This is a genomic window from Pseudoduganella lurida, from assembly GCF_007830455.1.
In the GTDB taxonomy this organism is placed as follows: domain Bacteria; phylum Pseudomonadota; class Gammaproteobacteria; order Burkholderiales; family Burkholderiaceae_D; genus Rugamonas; species Rugamonas lurida.
Genome location: NZ_VLLB01000008.1, coordinates 207,382 through 224,231, shown reverse-complemented (window position 1 = coordinate 224,231; position 16,850 = coordinate 207,382). Strand labels below are relative to the sequence as shown.

The 16,850-nt window shown below is 66.2% G+C and carries 9 protein-coding genes; 6 read left to right on the top strand and 3 right to left on the bottom strand.

The features are described 5' to 3' along the window. Positions 1 to 483: 483 nt before the first annotated feature. From IP91_RS20810 to IP91_RS20795, 4 genes are read left to right on the top strand one after another with little or no spacing between them, the layout of a single operon-like run. Positions 484 to 4,071, top strand: coding sequence for a TonB-dependent receptor plug domain-containing protein (locus IP91_RS20810; protein WP_229474763.1), 3,588 nt, complete (start codon positions 484 to 486; stop codon positions 4,069 to 4,071). Between the two features lie 11 nt (positions 4,072 to 4,082). Next, positions 4,083 to 5,468 (top strand): glycoside hydrolase family 28 protein, encoded by a 1,386-nt coding sequence (locus IP91_RS20805; RefSeq protein ID WP_145651518.1) that lies wholly within the window; start codon positions 4,083 to 4,085, stop codon positions 5,466 to 5,468. Positions 5,469 to 5,491: 23 nt separating this feature from the next. Beyond that, a complete protein-coding gene (locus IP91_RS20800) occupies positions 5,492 to 7,624 on the top strand; it encodes a glycoside hydrolase family 65 protein (protein ID WP_199754681.1) in 2,133 nt (710 codons plus the stop codon). Continuing rightward, complete coding sequence (locus tag IP91_RS20795) at positions 7,621 to 9,432, top strand: glycoside hydrolase family 28 protein (protein WP_145651516.1); 1,812 nt, start codon at positions 7,621 to 7,623, stop codon at positions 9,430 to 9,432. Before IP91_RS20800 ends, IP91_RS20795 begins: the two co-directional genes overlap by 4 nt. 21 nt (positions 9,433 to 9,453) lie before the next feature. Here the strand turns inward: IP91_RS20795 and IP91_RS20790 are convergent, their stop codons facing one another. Beyond that, the gene (locus tag IP91_RS20790) at positions 9,454 to 10,362 is read right to left on the bottom strand and encodes a LysR family transcriptional regulator (protein WP_145651600.1); all 909 of its coding nucleotides are present in this window, start codon (positions 10,360 to 10,362) and stop codon (positions 9,454 to 9,456) included. 163 nt (positions 10,363 to 10,525) lie between these two features. Between IP91_RS20790 and IP91_RS20785 the strand changes: the two genes are divergently transcribed. Then, positions 10,526 to 10,951 (top strand): ester cyclase, encoded by a 426-nt coding sequence (locus IP91_RS20785; RefSeq protein ID WP_229474761.1) that lies wholly within the window; start codon positions 10,526 to 10,528, stop codon positions 10,949 to 10,951. A 455-nt stretch (positions 10,952 to 11,406) separates the two neighbouring features. Here IP91_RS20785 and IP91_RS20780 read toward each other — a convergent pair whose 3' ends face one another. Further along, the gene (locus IP91_RS20780) at positions 11,407 to 12,393 is read right to left on the bottom strand and encodes an MBL fold metallo-hydrolase (protein ID WP_145651512.1); all 987 of its coding nucleotides are present in this window, start codon (positions 12,391 to 12,393) and stop codon (positions 11,407 to 11,409) included. A gap of 143 nt (positions 12,394 to 12,536) precedes the next feature. Then, positions 12,537 to 14,864 carry a TonB-dependent receptor gene (locus IP91_RS20775; RefSeq protein ID WP_145651510.1) on the bottom strand — a complete coding sequence of 776 codons (2,328 nt, stop codon included), beginning with the start codon at positions 14,862 to 14,864 and terminating at the stop codon, positions 12,537 to 12,539. Positions 14,865 to 15,212: 348 nt separating this feature from the next. Between IP91_RS20775 and IP91_RS20770 the strand changes: the two genes are divergently transcribed. Further along, a complete protein-coding gene (locus IP91_RS20770; RefSeq protein WP_145651509.1) occupies positions 15,213 to 16,760 on the top strand; it encodes a GGDEF domain-containing protein in 1,548 nt (515 codons plus the stop codon). Positions 16,761 to 16,850: the final 90 nt, after the last annotated feature.

Below are 16,850 nucleotides of genomic sequence, written 5' to 3'. Positions count from 1 at the left end.
GCCGTGTGGCATGGCTGCCCATCCTGCAACGACGGACCGGCAAACGAGGGGCTGGCAGAGAGGCATCTTCAATCACGCGGGACCACGAAGTATCGATACGGCCCGAGTGTATTCTATAAATTCCAACCTGCACTGCCCCGCCGGCCCGGCACCGCCAAACGCTCAATTCCGTGACGATTTCAGGCCGCCGGCCCGTGTCCTGGTGCCAGGCACCGAGACATGGCTAGCTTGCCGAGTCCGTGTCCTGGTGCCTGGCACCAGGACACGCGTCCAGCGCGCGCAATTTGCTGCAGCACCTGTCGCGGCCGCGCATCGGCAATGCTCACGATGGTGATCGATTGCCGGGTCCTCCGCCCGGCCTGGAAAAAACCTGACTACACTTGGGTTCTTAATTTATTTAGTACATCACAAGACAATGCCGCGCTCCAGCCCGGGAGCGGACACCGGCAGTACCGAGGCACATATAACGAGACGGAGAGAGACATGAAGAACAAGGGATCGCAACGGATCCGGCGCACCCGTGTGAGCCGCGCGGTATCGCTGGCCATGGCGGCACTGGTCACGGGCAACCTGGCCCTGGCGCAGGATAGCCAGGCGACCGATACGACGGGCGCCGCGGAACAGGCCACGGTCACGAAAATCACGGTGGTGGGCACGCGCGCCTCGCAGCAGTCCAGCATCGACCGCAAGAAGAACGCCGCCACGGCGATCGATTCGATCGTGGCCGAGGACGTGGGCTCCCTGCCCGACCGGAACGTGGGCGAAGCGATCTCGCGCATCGCCGGCATCGCGCTGGACCGGGGCGACTTCGGCGAAGGCGTGACGGTCTCGGTGCGCGGCAACGGTCCGGAACTGACCCGCGTGGAACTGGACGGCCAGGCCGTGCAGGCCGCCGGCGGCAGCGACATGGGCGGCGGTGGCGATGGCCGCGCCGTCGAATTCCGCCAGCTGTCGGCGGACCTGATCAAGAGTGTGGACGTGGTGAAGGGCTCGACCGCCGAGATGACGGAAGGCTCGCTGGGCGGCGGCATCCAGATCAAGACCCGTACCGGCCTCGATTTCGCCAAGCCGTTCGCCTCGCTGCGCCTGGCCGGCAGCCAGAACAACCTGAACAAGAAGTGGGCGCCGGACGCCAACCTGATCCTGGCAAACAAGTACCTGGACGGGCGTCTCGGCCTGCTGCTCAACGCCTCGACCACCACGCTGGACAACGAAGGCCACAAGGCGGAAGTCTCGGCCGGCGGCAACAACGGCTGGCAGGGCTACAACCGCTTCTACGACTTCGACAACTCGCCCGAGAAGACCTTCACCTTCCAGCCCGGCACGGTGAACACGGCGGACGTGGCCAGCCGCACGCCGCTGGCGCAGACGCCGCTGATCGGCGGCGGCTTCTTCAATGCCGCCACGCCGCTGGAACTGGTCACCCGCTCGGCCGCGGCGCAGAGCAAGGACGACTGCCGGGCCACCTTCGGTGCAATCAGCGGCGACATCCTGGCGAAGATGTCCGCGGCATCCCAGACGGCCGCAAAGAACCAGCGCAACAACGAGCTGACCACCTGCCTGAACCAGTGGAACGACTACTCGCCGTCCGGCCCCCGCTACGTGGTGCGCCGCGAGATCGACCGCCGCCAGAACCTGGACCTGCGCGCCGACTTCAAGGTGAACAACGAGCTGACCGTGTATGCCAAGGGCAGCTACAACAAGCGCCACGACGACATCAACACGCTGACCTACTCGCTGGGCAATTTCTCCGTACAGAACGGCACGACCAACGTGCAGCCGGGGTCCGCGGTGGTGGATGCGAACCACCACCTGCTGAAGTACACCTTCAACAACACCAACAGCAATGGCGTGGCCAAGACCAACCAGAGCCACGGCATCGGCGAGACGAGCGCGCGCTACCTGCAGTTGGGCGGCAGCTTCAGGCGCGGCAGCTTCAGCGCCGACTTCTTCGTGGGCGATGCGCAGTCCGACTTCAAGAAGGGCATCAAGGAACTGACGCTGAACGACTACTACGGCACCGGCACGCTGGAAGTGCTGCCGAACGGCCTGTGGGGCTACAGCTTCCCGAACGTGAATCCGGTCACCAGCGCGGACGCGTCGCGCTTTGCCGCCCTGTTCCCGCGCGGCGCCACCGCTGCCGTGGTGCCGGGCATCTACACCAGCGCGTCCGCGCCGGCCTACACGGCGGCCCAGCAGAACGCCGGCACCTCGTCGCCCAACCTGACGTGGGTGCCCACGCAGTTCTACAGCCGCGAACGCACCGCGAAGGCGGACGCCACCTGGAACACGCCGGACAGCATCCCCTTCTTCAAGCGCTTCAAGGGCGGCTACAACATGCGTGACACGCGCAACGACAACTGGAACATCAACAACGGCGGCTACAACCTGCGTGACCCGCAAGGCACCTTCGGCTCCGCCAATTACGTGGCGCCGCTGGTGATGCCTTCGCCGACGCTGCGCAGCACCATGTACGGCTGCGCCGACACGCCCGGCTCGCTGGGCCCGGGCGGCAACAAGTGCGTGTACGGCTGGATCCCGAAAGGCAATATCCAGCAGGCGCTGGACGGCTCGATGGTGTACACGATGGACCAGTTCGTGGACATGCTGCGCCAGACGATGACGCTGCAGGCTACGCCCACGCAGTTCTTCAACGGCGCCAAGGACCGGCCCGCAGGCCTGATCAACAACTGGACGCAGGTCGACGTGGAAAAGCTGTTTGCGCTGTCGAATGTCGCCAACACGGACTTCAGCTGCGTGAAGCAATGCACGGCCAATGACGGCAAGGTCTACGACCAGCCGGCCCAGCACCTGAAGGAGCGCACCGACGCGTTCTACCTGATGGGCGACTTCGGCCTCGACCACCTGCCGTTCACGGACCGCGCGCTGCCCTTCGGCCTGGAACTGGAAGGCAATGTGGGGGTGCGCTACGTGCGCACCCGCGTGTCCGGCACCGGCATGATGACCTTCACGGCCATCACCAAGACGGCCAGCTACGACCCGAACTTCCCCGATGCGGTGGGCGGCACGCAAACGCTGAAGGTGCAGCAGGCCACGGCCACCGAGGCGAAGACGACGGACATCCTGCCCAGCCTGAACCTGGCCACCTGGCTGGTGCCGGACAAGCTGGTGCTGCGCTACAGCGCGGCGAAGACGGTGGCGCGGCCGCCGGTGTCGCGGCTGCTCGCGTCCGGCTCGTGCACCTACAGCGAGGTGCAGGCCGACCTGGGCGAAGAGGCGCAGTCGTGCTCCGGCACGGTGGGCAATCCGGAACTGCAGGCGCAGAAGAACAACAACCAGAACCTGTCGCTGGAGTGGTATCCGAACAAGGACACCATGTTCACGGTGGCCGGCTTCCGCCAGGACGGCAAGGTGGGCGGCGCCACGCCGCAGGGCGTCTCGCGCTCGCCGCTGTTCGCCAATTCCAGCATGGTCAACCCGGCCACCGGCGCCTCGCTGGCCGAGCTGCTGTTCGACTATTCGACCTGGATGAACGGCGCCACGACGGGCCGCAAGGGCGTGGAGTTCAGCACCAAGACGGCGTTTACTTTCCTGCCCTGGCTGCTGCGCAACACGGGCTTCGACGGCAACTACTCGCGCATGCATTCGGCCACCCAGACGGCCAGCATCGTCGACCTGCTGACGGGCACCCCGCTGCCGCCGCAGAACGAGTCCAACAACACCTGGAATGCGGCGCTCTGGTATGACGACGGCAAGCTGTCGGCCCGCGTGTCGCTGCAGGTGGTGGGCTCCTACTTCAACTGCATCGCCGCCTGCGGCAAGACGACCAGCATGTACAACTACCCGAACGTGGGCGGCGGCCGTACCAGCACGACGTACAACCCGGGTTCGCCGAACTTCACCGACAGCACCCGCTTCATCGACGGCAAGATCTCGTACAAGGTCACGCCGCAGGTGGAGCTGTTCGTGGAAGGCCGCAACCTCGGCAACAACACCAATTCGCACAGCCAGGGCCCCTACGCCGCGTTTGCGGACGGCACGCCGAACCTGCTCGACTACTCGTACACGGGCCGGCGCATCATGCTGGGCGTGACGTTCCGCACGCTGTGACCGGGGATCCAATGAAGCATGCCATTGTCTGTTCGTCCCTCCTGCTGGCCGCCGCGCAAGGCTTCGCGGCCGACTTCAACGTGCGCGACTACGGCGGCAAAGGCGACGGCACGACGAAGAACACGGCCGCAATCCAGCGGGCCATCGATGCCGCCGCCGCGGCGAAGGAACCCGGCACGGTGGTGTTCCCGGCCGGGACCTACCTGACCGGTGCGGTGTTCGTCAAATCCGGCGTCACGCTGCGCATCGACAAGGGCGTGACCCTGCTGGGCTCGCGCGACATCGCCGACTATCCGCTGCTGCCCACGCGGATCGCCGGCATCGAGATGACGTGGCCCGCGGCACTGGTGAACGTCTACCGCCAGAAGCACGCCGCCATCACGGGCGCCGGCACCATCGACGGCGACGGCAAGGTGTTCTGGGATGCTTACTGGGCGCTGCGCAAGGCATACACGCCGCGCGGGCTGCGCTGGGCCTCCGACTACGATGCGCGGCGCCCGCGGCTGGTGCAGGTGTTCGACTCGTCGGACGTGAAGGTGGGCGGCGGCCTGCTGCTGCGCCGTTCCGGCTTCTGGACCGTCCACCTCTGCTATGCCAGCGACGTGGCGGTCGATGGCGTCACGATCGACAACAACGAGGAAGGCCACGGCCCGTCCACCGACGGCATCGACATCGACTCGTCGCGCCGGGTGCTGGTGGCCAATGCCGACATCGCCGTCAACGACGATGCCATCGTGCTGAAGGCGGGCCGCGATGCCGATGGCCTGCGCGTGAACCGTCCCACCGAGGACGTGGTGATCCGCGACATCAGGGTGCGCTTCTCCAAGGGCGGCATCGTGTTCGGCAGCGAGACGTCCGGCGGCTTCCGCAATATCGAGGCCTACAACCTGCACTTCGACGCGAAGACGCCGGTCGGCATCCTGTTCAAGTCCACGCGCACGCGCGGCGGCTGGGGCGAGAACCTGCGGCTGCACGACATCACGATGGACGGCACCCCGGTCGTCCTGCGCATCAACATGAACTGGAACCCGAACTACAACGCCACCACCATCCCGGCCGATGTGAAGGACGTGCCGGACTACTGGCGCGTGATGACCACGCCGGTGCCGCGCGAGAAAGGCATCGCGCACTTCCACGACGTGAAGCTCTGGAACATCAAGGCGACCGGCGCGAAGAGCGCGTTCGAAGTGGCCGGCTTCGCCGAGGCGCCGCTGCAGCGCTTCACGTTCGACGGCATCGACATCGAGGCGCAGAGCGGCGGCTACCTGCGCGATGCGCGGGACTGGCGCTTTACCAATACGACGCTGCGGGTGCCTTCGGCGGCACCGGTGGCAGTGGGCGAAGACAGCAGCGTGACCGGACTGCCGTCTGGTACATTCGTCGTTCGCCCCCTGTAGAAAAAAGGATGACACGGAGACCCATGAAGCATCTTGCCAGCACGCCCTTTCTCGGTATTACCCTGCTGTTCGCGGTGGCCGGTGCGCACGCCGCCCCGCCCATCGACCGCCCGGCGCTCGTCCAGCGCCATAATCCGCACCTGCGGGCCATCGATCCGATGGCGCCCCTCAGCGTGGGCAACGGCCGCTTCGCCTTCACGGCGGACGTGACGGGCCTGCAGTCGCTGCCCGCCCTGTACCACGACCAGGGCACGCCGCTGGAGACGCAGGCGCGCTGGTCCTGGCACGAGGATGCGAATCCGAACCATTTCAAGCTGTCGGACGTGAACCGCGACTACACCTCGTGGGGCCGCACGGTGGGCTATCCGATGAACACGAAGGTCCCGGCCGGCCAGTGGCTGCGCGAGAACCCGCACGTGCAGCCGCTGCCGCAGATCGGTTTCGTCTTGACCGGCAGGGATGCACGTGCCCTGACCGCCGCGGATGTGACAGGTATCGACCAGCGGCTGGACATGTGGCAGGGCCGGCTGGACAGCCGCGTGCAGGTGCTGGGCCGGCCCGTCACCGTCAGCAGCGCCGTCGATCCGGCCAGCGACACGCTGGCACTGCGCATCCGCTCGCCCCTGTTCGCCAGCGGCCGCCTCGCCGTGCGCATCGCCCTGCCCTACGGCTACCGGGGCAGCGACCACCACAACCCGCCGCTGGATTTTTCCAATGCGACCGCGCATCGAACGAAGGTGCTCAAGCAGACGGGCACACAGCTGGTTCTGGAACATGCCCGGGACGCCTCCCGCTATGCGATGACGCTGGCCAGCGCCGCTGCCATCACCATCCGGCACCCGGAATCCCACGTGTTCGAAGTCACGCCAAAAGCCGGCGAAACGCTGGAGCTGACCATCTCCTTCGCGCAGGACGGCACGCCTGCCATCACCCGGTCGAAAACAGTGTTCGCGGCGAGCGAAAAGCACTGGGATGCCTTCTGGCGCAGCGGCGCCGCGATCGACTTCAGCGGCAGCAGGGATCCCCGCGCGGCCGAACTGGAACGCCGCGTGGTGCTGTCGCAGTACCTGACGGCCCTGCAGCTGGGCGACACGCTGCCCGCATCGGAAAGCGGCCTGACGACGTCGACCTGGTACGGCAAGCACCACACGGAAATGGTGTGGTGGCACACGGCGCACTTCGCGCTGTGGGGCCGGCCGGAGTACACGGCACGCACGCTGACCTGGTTCCAGAAGACCCTGCCGGTGGCCCGCGCCGTGGCGGCGGAACGGGGCCTGCAGGGCGCGCGCTGGATGAAGATGACGGGACCGGGCGGGCGCGAAAGCCCCGGCGGCAATCCGATGATCGTCTGGAACCAGCCGCACCCGATCCACCTGGCCGAGCTGCTGTACCGCGCCAATCCCACCCGCGAGACGCTGGAGCGCTACCGCGAGCTGGTGTTCGACACGGCGCAGTGCATGGCCTCGATGCTGAACTGGGACGAAAAGAACAACCGTTACGTGCTGGGCCCGCCGCTGTGGATCGCCCAGGAGATCTACGACCAGGGCACCAGCATGAATCCCACGTATGAGCTGAGCTACTGGGCCCGTGGCCTGGAGATCGCCCAGCAGTGGCGCGAACGCCTCGGCATGCCGCGCGATGCGGACTGGGACAAGCGCCGCACCCACCTGTCCGCGCTGCCGCAGAAGGACGGCAAGTACGTGGCCCTGGAATCGACGCCGGATACCTGGGACAACGTGGACAGCCGCCACGACCACCCGTCGTTCCTGATGGCGCTGGGCCAGCTGCCGGGCGACGGCGTGGACCGCAGGATCATGCGCAACACGCTCGATGCCGTGCTGGCGAAGTGGGACTGGGCGACGAAGATCTGGGGCTGGGACTATCCGATGATCGCCATGACGGCGGCGCGGCTGGATGCGCCGGACCTGGCCGTGGGCGTGCTGCTCAAGTCCGATGGTCCGAACAATAGCTACACGCAGGCGGGCCACAACCCGAACACGAAGCTGCCCGTCTACCTGCCGGGCAATGGCGCGCTGCTGGCCGCGGTGGGCATGATGGCAGGCGGCTGGGATGGCGGGCCCGACCGGCCCACGCCGGGCTTCCCGGCCGATGGCAGCTGGACGGTGCGTGCCGAAGGGTTCAGGAAGCTGCCATGAGCGTCGACGAGATTCCCGATCCGCAGCGGCGCGGTTTCCTGCGCACCACCACGGCGGCAGGTGCACTGCTTGCCACGGGCTGTACTTCGCTGGCCAGGGTGCCGGACGATCCCTGGGCACGCGCGCAGGCGATCGTCGAGCGGTGCTCGCGGCCCCTGTCTTTCCGCAACGAGGATTTCGTCATCACCGCCTTCGGCGCGAAGAGCTGCGCGCTGGTGCCGGCGAAATCGGTCTGGCGCAAGGAGGTGCGCGACGTGCAGACGCCGGCGCCCGGTGCCACCGACTGCTATCCGGCGATCGCCGCCGCCATCGCGGCCGCGAGCCGGGCCGGCGGTGGTCGCATACTGATCCCGGCCGGCAGCTGGTACTGCAAGGGACCGATCGTGCTGCGTTCGAACGTGCACGTGCACCTGGCCGCCAACGCGCAGGTGTACTTCAGCGCCGATCCGGCCGACTACGCGAAATACGGCGACATCGATTGCGGGGAGGCCGGCAGGCTGGTGCTGTCGCGCTGGCAGGGCAACGACCTCCTCAACTACTCGCCGCTGGTGTATGCGTTCAACCAGTCGAACATCGCGCTGACGGGCGAGGACTGGACCAGCGTGCTCAATGGCCAGGCCGGCGTGGATGTCGCCGCCGGTGCCGGTAAAAGTGCCGGACCCTGGTGGAACTGGATCGACCGGAAGGAAGGCGTCGTGAATGCAGCCTCCATCAATCCGCTGAATGCGCCGCTGGAAACGGTGGCGCCGACGCTGTCCGCGGCACAGCGGACGCTCATCCAGGGCACGCATCCGCGCTGGAACGGCGACACGCGCTACCTGCCGGCGCTCTCCGAAGCGGGCGTGCCGGTCGCGCGGCGCATCTTCGGCATCGGTCACTTCCTGCGGCCCCCCATGATCGAACTGATCGGCTGCAGCGACGTGCTGCTGGAGGGCTACCAGGTGGTCGACGCGCCGTTCTGGCAGCATCATCCCGTCAACTGCCGCAATCTGCGCATCAGCCGGGTCAATATGGAAAGCCTGGGACCCAACAACGACGGCTTCGATCCGGAATCCTGCGACACGGTGCTGGTGGAGCACTGCACGTTCAACACGGGCGACGACTGCATCGCCATCAAGTCCGGCAAGAACCTGGACACGCAGTACGGCCCCACGCGCAATATCGTGATCCAGGACTGCGTGATGAACAGCGGCCATGGTGGCGTGACCTTGGGCAGCGAGATGGCGGGCGGCATCGAACACGTGTACGCGCAGCGCATCGAGTTCCGCAACGCGCACTGGGCCACGGATTCGCTGGGCACGGCGATCCGGCTGAAGGCCAATATGAACCGCGGCGGCTTCCTGCGCCACCTGTACGTGCGGGACGTCACAGTGCCGAACGGCGTCGATGCGCGGGCCCGCAAGGTGCCGGCGCCCGATCCCGCCAACCCGTTCAAGGGTGTCGCTACCGGTGGCGGCGCGATCGTCACGATCGACTGCAACTACGCGGCCACCGACGATGCCGTGCGCACCCGGCCGACGGCCGTGTCGGACATCCACATCGCGAACCTGCGCGCGCAGAACGTGAAGATGGCCGATGGCGCGTTCTCCGGCTGGCAGGCGGTGGTCATCCTCGGCCCCGTCGCGGCCAGCTTCAACGGGCCCGCCGGCACGCCGATCCTGCCGGTGACGAACGTGACGATCACCGACTGCGATTTCGGCACGCCGCGCAACCGGCAGGAGCCCGTCTATGTGCACAACGCGAAGGATGTGGTGCTGAAGAACGTGACCATCGCCGGCAAGGTCGTCAACCGGACGTTTTCGACCTGAGCTGTGTCCTGCCGCCCTGCCCTAACGTTCCAGGTACGGCGCCAGGATGGTTTCGAGCCACTCGACGAAGATGCGCACGCGTCGCGACAGGTTCTGCCGGTGCGCGACCACGATCGAGACCGGCATCGATCGCGGCGGCAGGTCCGGCAGGATTTCGACCAGCTCGCCGCTCGCCAGGAACGGCTGCAGGCTCGACAACCTGGCCTGGATGAGGCCCAGCCCGGCCAGGCCGGCGCCATGGTAGGTCTGCACATTGTTGACGCTGACCGATCCGGGCAGCGCCAGCATCGCATGGGTGTCGCCTGTCGGATATTCCCAGCCAAACGGCCGGCTGCCCAGGGTCGGCGTGTAGTGCACCATGCGATGCCCCTGCGCCAGCAGGTCGTCCAGCGTGCGCGGTACGCCAAACTGCGACAAGTACGCAGGACTCGCCGCATTCACCATCCGCAGGGCGCCCAGATGGCGCGCCACGAGCGTCTCGTCCACGATGCCGCCAATGCGCAGCACGCAATCCATCCCTTCCCCGATCAGGTCGACGCGCCGGTCGGTGCTGGACAGTTCGAGCTCGATGCCCGGATAGCGGGCCAGGAACGACGGCAGCGCCGGCACGATCGTCGAGCGGGCGAATTCGGTCGGCAGGTCGATGCGCAGGCGCCCGCTGACCGGCGCTTCGCTGCCGGCGAACATGGTGCTCAATGCCTCGGCATCGGCAAGCAGCGCCTGTGCCCGCGCGTGGAAGCCGCGACCATCCTCGGTTAGTTGCACGGATCGGGTCGAGCGGTGCAGCAGGCGTGCGCCCATCTGCGCCTCCAGTTCACGAACCACGTTCGATGCCCGGCCCTTCTGGATGCCCAGGCTCTCCGCCGCGCGCGTGAAGCTGCCCATTTCCGCAATGCGTACAAAGATCGCCAATGCCTCGAGATTTTGCATTGTCATTAATGAAGATAACAATGAGTTTTGATTGGCATACTTTATAGCAAAAGACCTGGAAGGCATAGTGGATGCCTCTGGCGCCGATCTCGCACTGGGCAACATCCGCCGGTCATTTCAACCAACTCAAGCGACTACTGACATGAAGACACCCACGAACGATATGGCGCACCAACTGCTCGCCGAGCGCAACGCCGTCGAAACCCTGTATCGCGCATTCAGCGAACAGAATCCCGACCTGGTGGATACGGTCCTGGCACCGACATGGGAAGACATTCCGCTCGCCCCCGACCAGGGACCCGGCCCGGCCGGCATCAAGCCGATCATCCGCATGGTGGCTGCCGCCTTTCCCGATGTGCGCATCACCATCCACGACATGGTCCAGGCGCCGGGCAAGATCGGCGTGCGCGCCGAGATCAGCGGCACCCACCTGGGCGCGCTGTTCGGCATCGCGCCGACCGGCAGGAAGGTGAGCTTCCGGCTGCACGAGTTCCACACCGTCGCCGATGGCCTGGTCACCACCACCTGGCATATGGAAGACTGGTTCGGCCTGTTCCAGCAACTCGGCCAGTTCCCGCAAGCGGGTTGACGCTGCGTCTGGCGCCGGACACAGGGGACCTTGTCCGATTTCGTGGTTTTACTAAAACGCTCTATATGCTTCTACCCGCTTCTACACGCCTCTACACGCCTCTACACGCCGCTGGAACGCGATATTTCGCCCGAAATTGCAAGCGCGCCCAATAGAAAAAGCGCTCATCAGCGCGAACGAAAGGGACGACTGTACGTTCGAAATATTCACCATACGACACGGCAGGTTTAGTGAATAGTAGGCTGCTATACAAGTGGCTAGCGAAGTCTGGAAGCGTTTAGTAAAACCCCGATTTCGGGAACACCACTGTCTCGATCCACCTTGTCGGGCACCGGCCAGGATCGCGTTGCAGCCAGCATCCCATCGAGCGATCAGGCATCAGGACCGCCCGTCAGCCGCTCCCGGTTCCCATACGCGAAGCCGGCCTGCGCGGCTTTGTCGAACCGTTCGTGCCTTCAGAACCCGGCCCGCTCGCCCTGCTCCATCAGCAGGAACCGCACGCCCACATCGTTCCCGTCGGCGAGCTGCTGGCGAATCACCGCGCGCACATCGTAGTTCGACTTGAAGACGGGCTTGATGTGGCTGACGACGACGGGCAGCCCGCGCAGCGCGCCGACACCGCCGCTGTACTGCTCCAACGTGCGCAGTTCCTTCAGCAGCCAGGCCGGTGTCAGGTGGCCGTATAGCCGCTTGTCCGGCACCTCGTTCGGATACGAGGTTTCGATGACCAGCCCGCGCAGCCGGCCGGCGCGGACCTCGCCGGCCAGGGCCCGCCATGCGGCCGCCATGAAAGAAGATTGTTCGACGGCGTCCGGCCCCGTGTCGCCGAAATACGCGAAGCTCTGTTGCTGATAGGTGACAAGCAGCATCGAGGATGGCGTGCCGCCATGGCTGAGCGGGAAGATCCGGCCCGCCATGCCGGTGGCGCCCAGCGCAAACGACTCCCCCGCGGGCTCCGGCTGAAGGTGGTAGGTCCCGACCTTGGGCGCCACGCCGGCATCCGTCAGGTTCGGCCATGTGCTCCAGTTGAAGGCGTACTTGCTCAGCATCTCCAGCGTGGCCGGCAAGCCGTAGACCGTCTTCTTCGTGTCGTCCGGCGAACCGATGACGAGGCCGGCGAAGTGGTCCAGGTGGCCGTGGCTGATGAAGTAGCTGTCCAGCAGGTGCTTGAAAACGTGACCCTGCGGCGTATCGCCCCGCAGCACTGCCGCATCGATGGGGCCGAAGCTGCCCTGGCCCAGCGCCCGGTCGATGCCCGGCAGCGTCGATCCCGCATCGAGCACCAGGTAGCGGCTCTCGCCCTCCGCGCGAAGGGCATACGACGTCAGGTTGTCGGTCGAGAGGCCGCCACCCACGCCCAGCGCGACAAGGTGGAAGCCGCCTGCCCCGGCGAGCGGACAGACCAGGCATGCGCAGGCCAGCGCCAGCAGCGATCGGATCATTTTTGGTCAGAGAAAAAATGTCTAGGGCAAGGTGCCCGACACCATTCCCGACGCAGGCCGTGCATAGAAACATGGGCCAGGGCGGATGGTGCCAGACACCTTCATCACAAACTGCCAGCCGGGCCGGCAGCGTCATGCACGCGTCAGAAGTCGGCCGAGAACGACACCGACGTGAACCGCGGCGCACCGAGATAATAAAACACCGTGCCGGCCGCATAGCTGCCATACGCCTTCGCATTGGTCACGCTCTGCGACGACGGATTGCGGTACTGCTTGTCCGTCAGGTTGCTCACGTTGATCATGATGCGCGGGCGCTTGAGCTTCATGAAGTTGGCGAAGGTGTAGCCGGCATCGAAGCCCATCGTCGTGTAGCCCGGCACCTCCTCGTCGTTCATCAGCGTGGCCTGCTGCTTGCTGGTGGCCTTGGCCGTCAGGCGCGCGAAGCCGGGGCCGTTCGAGTACTCGGCGGACAGGCCGGCCTTCCATTTCGGCGTCAGGGGAAACTCGTTGCCGGCCGTGTTCAGCACCACCGTCGACGAGGCCCGCAGGTTGTCCTTGATCTCGCTGTTGGCATAGCCCAGCGAGCCATAGAACGCCCAGCCGTTGATCGGCGTGTTGCTGACTTCCAGCTCCACGCCGCGGTTCTTCACATCGCCCACATTGGTCAGCACGCTGAGCAGGTTGTTCGGGTTGTAGGCCGCGGCCAGGCGGTCGTGGAAGTTCACCTGGTAGAACGTCAGGGAGCTGATCAGCATGCTGCCCTGGTGGCGGTAGCCGATGTCCAGGTTGTACGAGGTTTCTTCCTTGATGTCCGACAGCACCGGCTGGCCGTTGACGATCTGGACGTTGTTCGCGCTGGACAGGATCGTGTTCGGCGGCGCCTTCATGTTCTTCGCCACGCTGGCGAACAGCTGGTCGTCGTTGGTCACGCGGTAGCGCACGCCGACCTGCGGCAGCACGTCGCTGTAGCTCTGCTTGATGCGGTAGGCGGTGGCCGACTTGCTGCCCTCGTTGGGGAAGTTGGTGAAGTCGCGCTTCACGTACGGCGTGCGCACGCCGGCATTGATCTGCAGGCGGTCGTCCAGCAGGGCGACGGTGTCCTGCAGGAAGGCCTGGTAGGAAGTGGACACCGTCAACCAGTCGCGCGAGTTGTACTGGGTGCCATCGGCGCGCAGCACGGGCGGTGCCTGCAGGTAGTCGTCGGCCGGCGTGCCGTCCGCGTTGACCTGCACGGCCGGGCCGCTCTCGCCCTTGTGCGAGCGTTCGTACCAGAAGCCGCCCAGGATCGTGTGGTTGCCGATCACGTGCGTCAGCGACGCGGTCACGCCCGGCCGGCCCGTGTTCGACAGCGTCGATCCGGCCAGCAGGTAGCGGTTGGTGCTGATGATGCCGTCGCCATTGATGTCCGTCGAGGTGCCGTTCAGGAAGGCGCCCGTCTCGCTCAGGTACTTCTGCTGCACGCCGCCCGTGCCGAAGCCGTACCAGTAATACGGCACGATCTTCAGGTCCGTGTTGTCGTTCAGGCGGAACTGCATGATGGCCGAGGCGATCAGGTTCTCGAACGGATTGAGCGACAGGCCGTAGTAGGTGGCGGGCGTGGCGGCCGTGGCCGAGATGACGGCGGGCGGCACCGTCGTCGAATAGTCGTAGTCATAGCCGTTGGCATTGAGCTGCGCGAGGCTGACGCTGTTGACGTTGTGGTTCGTCGCCTTGTTCCACAGCAGCGTGGCGTGGATGTAGTTGAACTTGTCCCAGTCGTAGCTGAAGCCGGAGTCGATGTGCTCGCGCTTGGCGCCCCCCTTGCCCTTCCACTTGTCCGCTTCCGAGTGCGAGAACGAGATGAAGGCTTTCGAGCGCTGGTCGGCGAACAGCCCGGTGTCATAGCGGTAGAAGGTCTTGGTCAGATTGAGCTGGCCGAGCGTCTGCGTGAAGCGGTGGCGCTGCACGTCTTCCGGATTGCAGCTGGTGATGCCGAAGTTGCCGCCGGTGGCGCCGATCTGCGGCGAGTCCACGTCGGTGGAGCCCTGCGTGACGAATTCCGAGCAGGTGTTTTCCTGGTCCACGTACTCCTGCGGATAGACGGCGTAGGTGCCGGCATCGTTGACGGGCACGCCGTTGATGGTGGCGCCGATCTGGTCGCTGTTGAAGCCCCGCATCGACAGGCCGCCGCCGAACAGGCCCGTGGCGTCGTAGTTGTAGCTGTTCACCGAGGGCAGCATCTCGAGGGCCTGGAAGGCGTTGCCGGTAGCGCGCTGCTTTTCCAGTTCTTCCGCGGTGATGGTGCTTCTCGCCTTCGGCGCGTCTTCCGTCACCATCAGCCCCATGCCGACCTTCTTTGCCGTGACGACGACCGTCTTGTCGCCATCGACGATGGTTTCGTGGTTGGACTGGGCGTGCGCCTGGGCGCCCAGGCAGGCCAGTGCCATCAAGGTCAGGCGCAGGGCAGGCCGGTTGCGGGTTTTGTCATGCATGGGTGTTCTCGAGCTCATAGGACGGATAAGGGTGGATGAACGAGGTGGATGAACGAGGTGGCTAAATGAGGTCGATGACCAGCAGCGCCGGAGCGGCATTGTTCGGCCGGTGCGGAGAGCCGGGTCAGCCCTGGCACCGGCCATTGACAATTGCATTTTGGAAGTGTCTCCGGCGACTATGGCATGGCGCCCCGCCGGCAGGCAAATATCACTTTATAAGTAAATTAATAGCTTTTGCGACTAGATTATTAAAGATGCTTCGCCCGGCCACACCGGCGCGCGGCCGCGGCCGCATGGTCGGGTATGATCGCTGGAGGCCCCCCTTTCCCGACGAGCCGCCCATCACCGATGCCGACGCCGAGCCTTCCTGCCATCGACCAGCTGCTGCTGCAGCGCACGCCACTGGTGCGGCGCACCATCGGCCTGGTCGCCGGCTTTGCCGCCATGCTGCTGGCACTGCATGTGTGGAACCTGTGGACGTCGCGCCAGGCGGTCCTGAACGACACGGCGGTCAGTACGGCCAACATGGCGCGTGCGCTTGCCTCGCACGCCGAGCGTTCCATCAAGATCGGCGATGCCGTGCTGGGCGAGATGGTGGAACGCGCGGAGCATGGCGGCGACGGCGCCGCGCTGCTGCGCATCCACGAGCGGCTGCAGGCCATCACGTCAGCCACGCCGGAGCTGCAGGAACTGTTCATCTACGGGGCGGACGGCAGCCGCCTGGCCACTTCCCTGCCCAGCACCCTGCCCGGCACCAACGCGGACCGCGAGTTCTTCCGCTATCACCAGTCGCATACGGAACGCACCACGCACGTGGGCAAGCCGATCCGCAGCCGCTCGACGGGCGTGCTGACGATTCCCCTGTCGCGCCGCGTGAACCGGCCGGACGGCAGTTTCGGCGGCGTGGTGATGGCGTCGCTGAAGCTCGAATTCTTCGGCGCGTTCTACGACAGTTTCGACGTCGGCCGCAGCGGCACGATCCTGCTGGCGATCGACGATGGCACCTTGCTGTACCGGCGGCCGTTCCACGCGTCGATGGTCGGCACCAGCATCGCCAACGGCCCGGTCGTGCAGCTGTACCGGAAAGCCGGGCCGGTGGGCACGGCGATGCTGGTCTCGAACATCGACGGGATCGAGCGCCTGTACAGCTACCGGCACCTGGACGGCATGCCCCTGCTGGTGGCGATCGCCCGCTCGCAGGCGGAAATCCTGGACGGCTGGCGCGGCACCGTCGTCAACACCAGCGCCGCCGTGCTGATCGCCGTATCGATGCTGGCCTGGATCGGCGTGCGCATGGTGCGCCAGCTGCGTGCCCGGGAAGCGCTGTCGGTCGAACTGCAGCGCGCCCGCGCGGCACTGCAGGCGCACAACCTGTCGCTGCAGGCGCTGGCCGACAGCGACGGGCTGACCGGCCTGGCGAACCGCCGCTGCTTCGAGAGCACGCTGGCGCGCGAGCACGAACGGGCGCGCCGCAACGGCCTGCCCTGCGCGCTGCTGCTGGTCGATGTGGACCACTTCAAGAAATTCAACGACCGCTACGGCCACGTGGCCGGCGACGACTGCCTGCGCCGGGTGGCCGGTGCGATCGCCGCCGGCACGCGCCGGCCCACCGACCTGGCGGCCCGCTACGGCGGCGAGGAATTCGCCGTGATCCTGCCGGACACGAACGCGGACGGCGCGCGCGCCGTGGCCGAAACGATCCGCGCCGCCGTCGCCGCGCTTGGCATTCCCCACGCGGACCACCCGGCCGGCCACGTGACGGTGAGCCTGGGCGCGCATGCGGCCCGCCCCGCACTCGATGGCAGCGCCGCGCTCGATTGGGTGCGGGCGGCGGACGCCCTGCTGTACGAGGCCAAGGCCACGGGCCGCAACCGCACGGTGGCCCGCCCGGCCTAACGCGTGGTCATCGGCGGCCAGGAAACGCTACAGTGTCGTCATTTGACTGTAACGGACTTGCCATGCGCGACCCTGCCGACCGTTTCCGCT

What these genes read in the sequence shown, in the direction of transcription:
- IP91_RS20805 (WP_145651518.1), top strand. Translation starts at nt 4,083, where the DNA reads ATGAAGCATGCCATTGTCTGTTCGTCCCTCCTGCTGGCCGCCGCGCAA.
- IP91_RS20810 (WP_229474763.1), top strand. Translation starts at nt 484, where the DNA reads ATGAAGAACAAGGGATCGCAACGGATCCGGCGCACCCGTGTGAGCCGC.
- IP91_RS20795 (WP_145651516.1), top strand. Translation starts at nt 7,621, where the DNA reads ATGAGCGTCGACGAGATTCCCGATCCGCAGCGGCGCGGTTTCCTGCGC.
- IP91_RS20770 (WP_145651509.1), top strand. Translation starts at nt 15,213, where the DNA reads ATGCCGACGCCGAGCCTTCCTGCCATCGACCAGCTGCTGCTGCAGCGC.
- IP91_RS20780 (WP_145651512.1), bottom strand. Translation starts at nt 12,393, where the DNA reads ATGATCCGATCGCTGCTGGCGCTGGCCTGCGCATGCCTGGTCTGTCCG.
- IP91_RS20775 (WP_145651510.1), bottom strand. Translation starts at nt 14,864, where the DNA reads ATGCATGACAAAACCCGCAACCGGCCTGCCCTGCGCCTGACCTTGATG.
- IP91_RS20785 (WP_229474761.1), top strand. Translation starts at nt 10,526, where the DNA reads ATGGCGCACCAACTGCTCGCCGAGCGCAACGCCGTCGAAACCCTGTAT.
- IP91_RS20790 (WP_145651600.1), bottom strand. Translation starts at nt 10,362, where the DNA reads ATGCAAAATCTCGAGGCATTGGCGATCTTTGTACGCATTGCGGAAATG.
- IP91_RS20800 (WP_199754681.1), top strand. Translation starts at nt 5,492, where the DNA reads ATGAAGCATCTTGCCAGCACGCCCTTTCTCGGTATTACCCTGCTGTTC.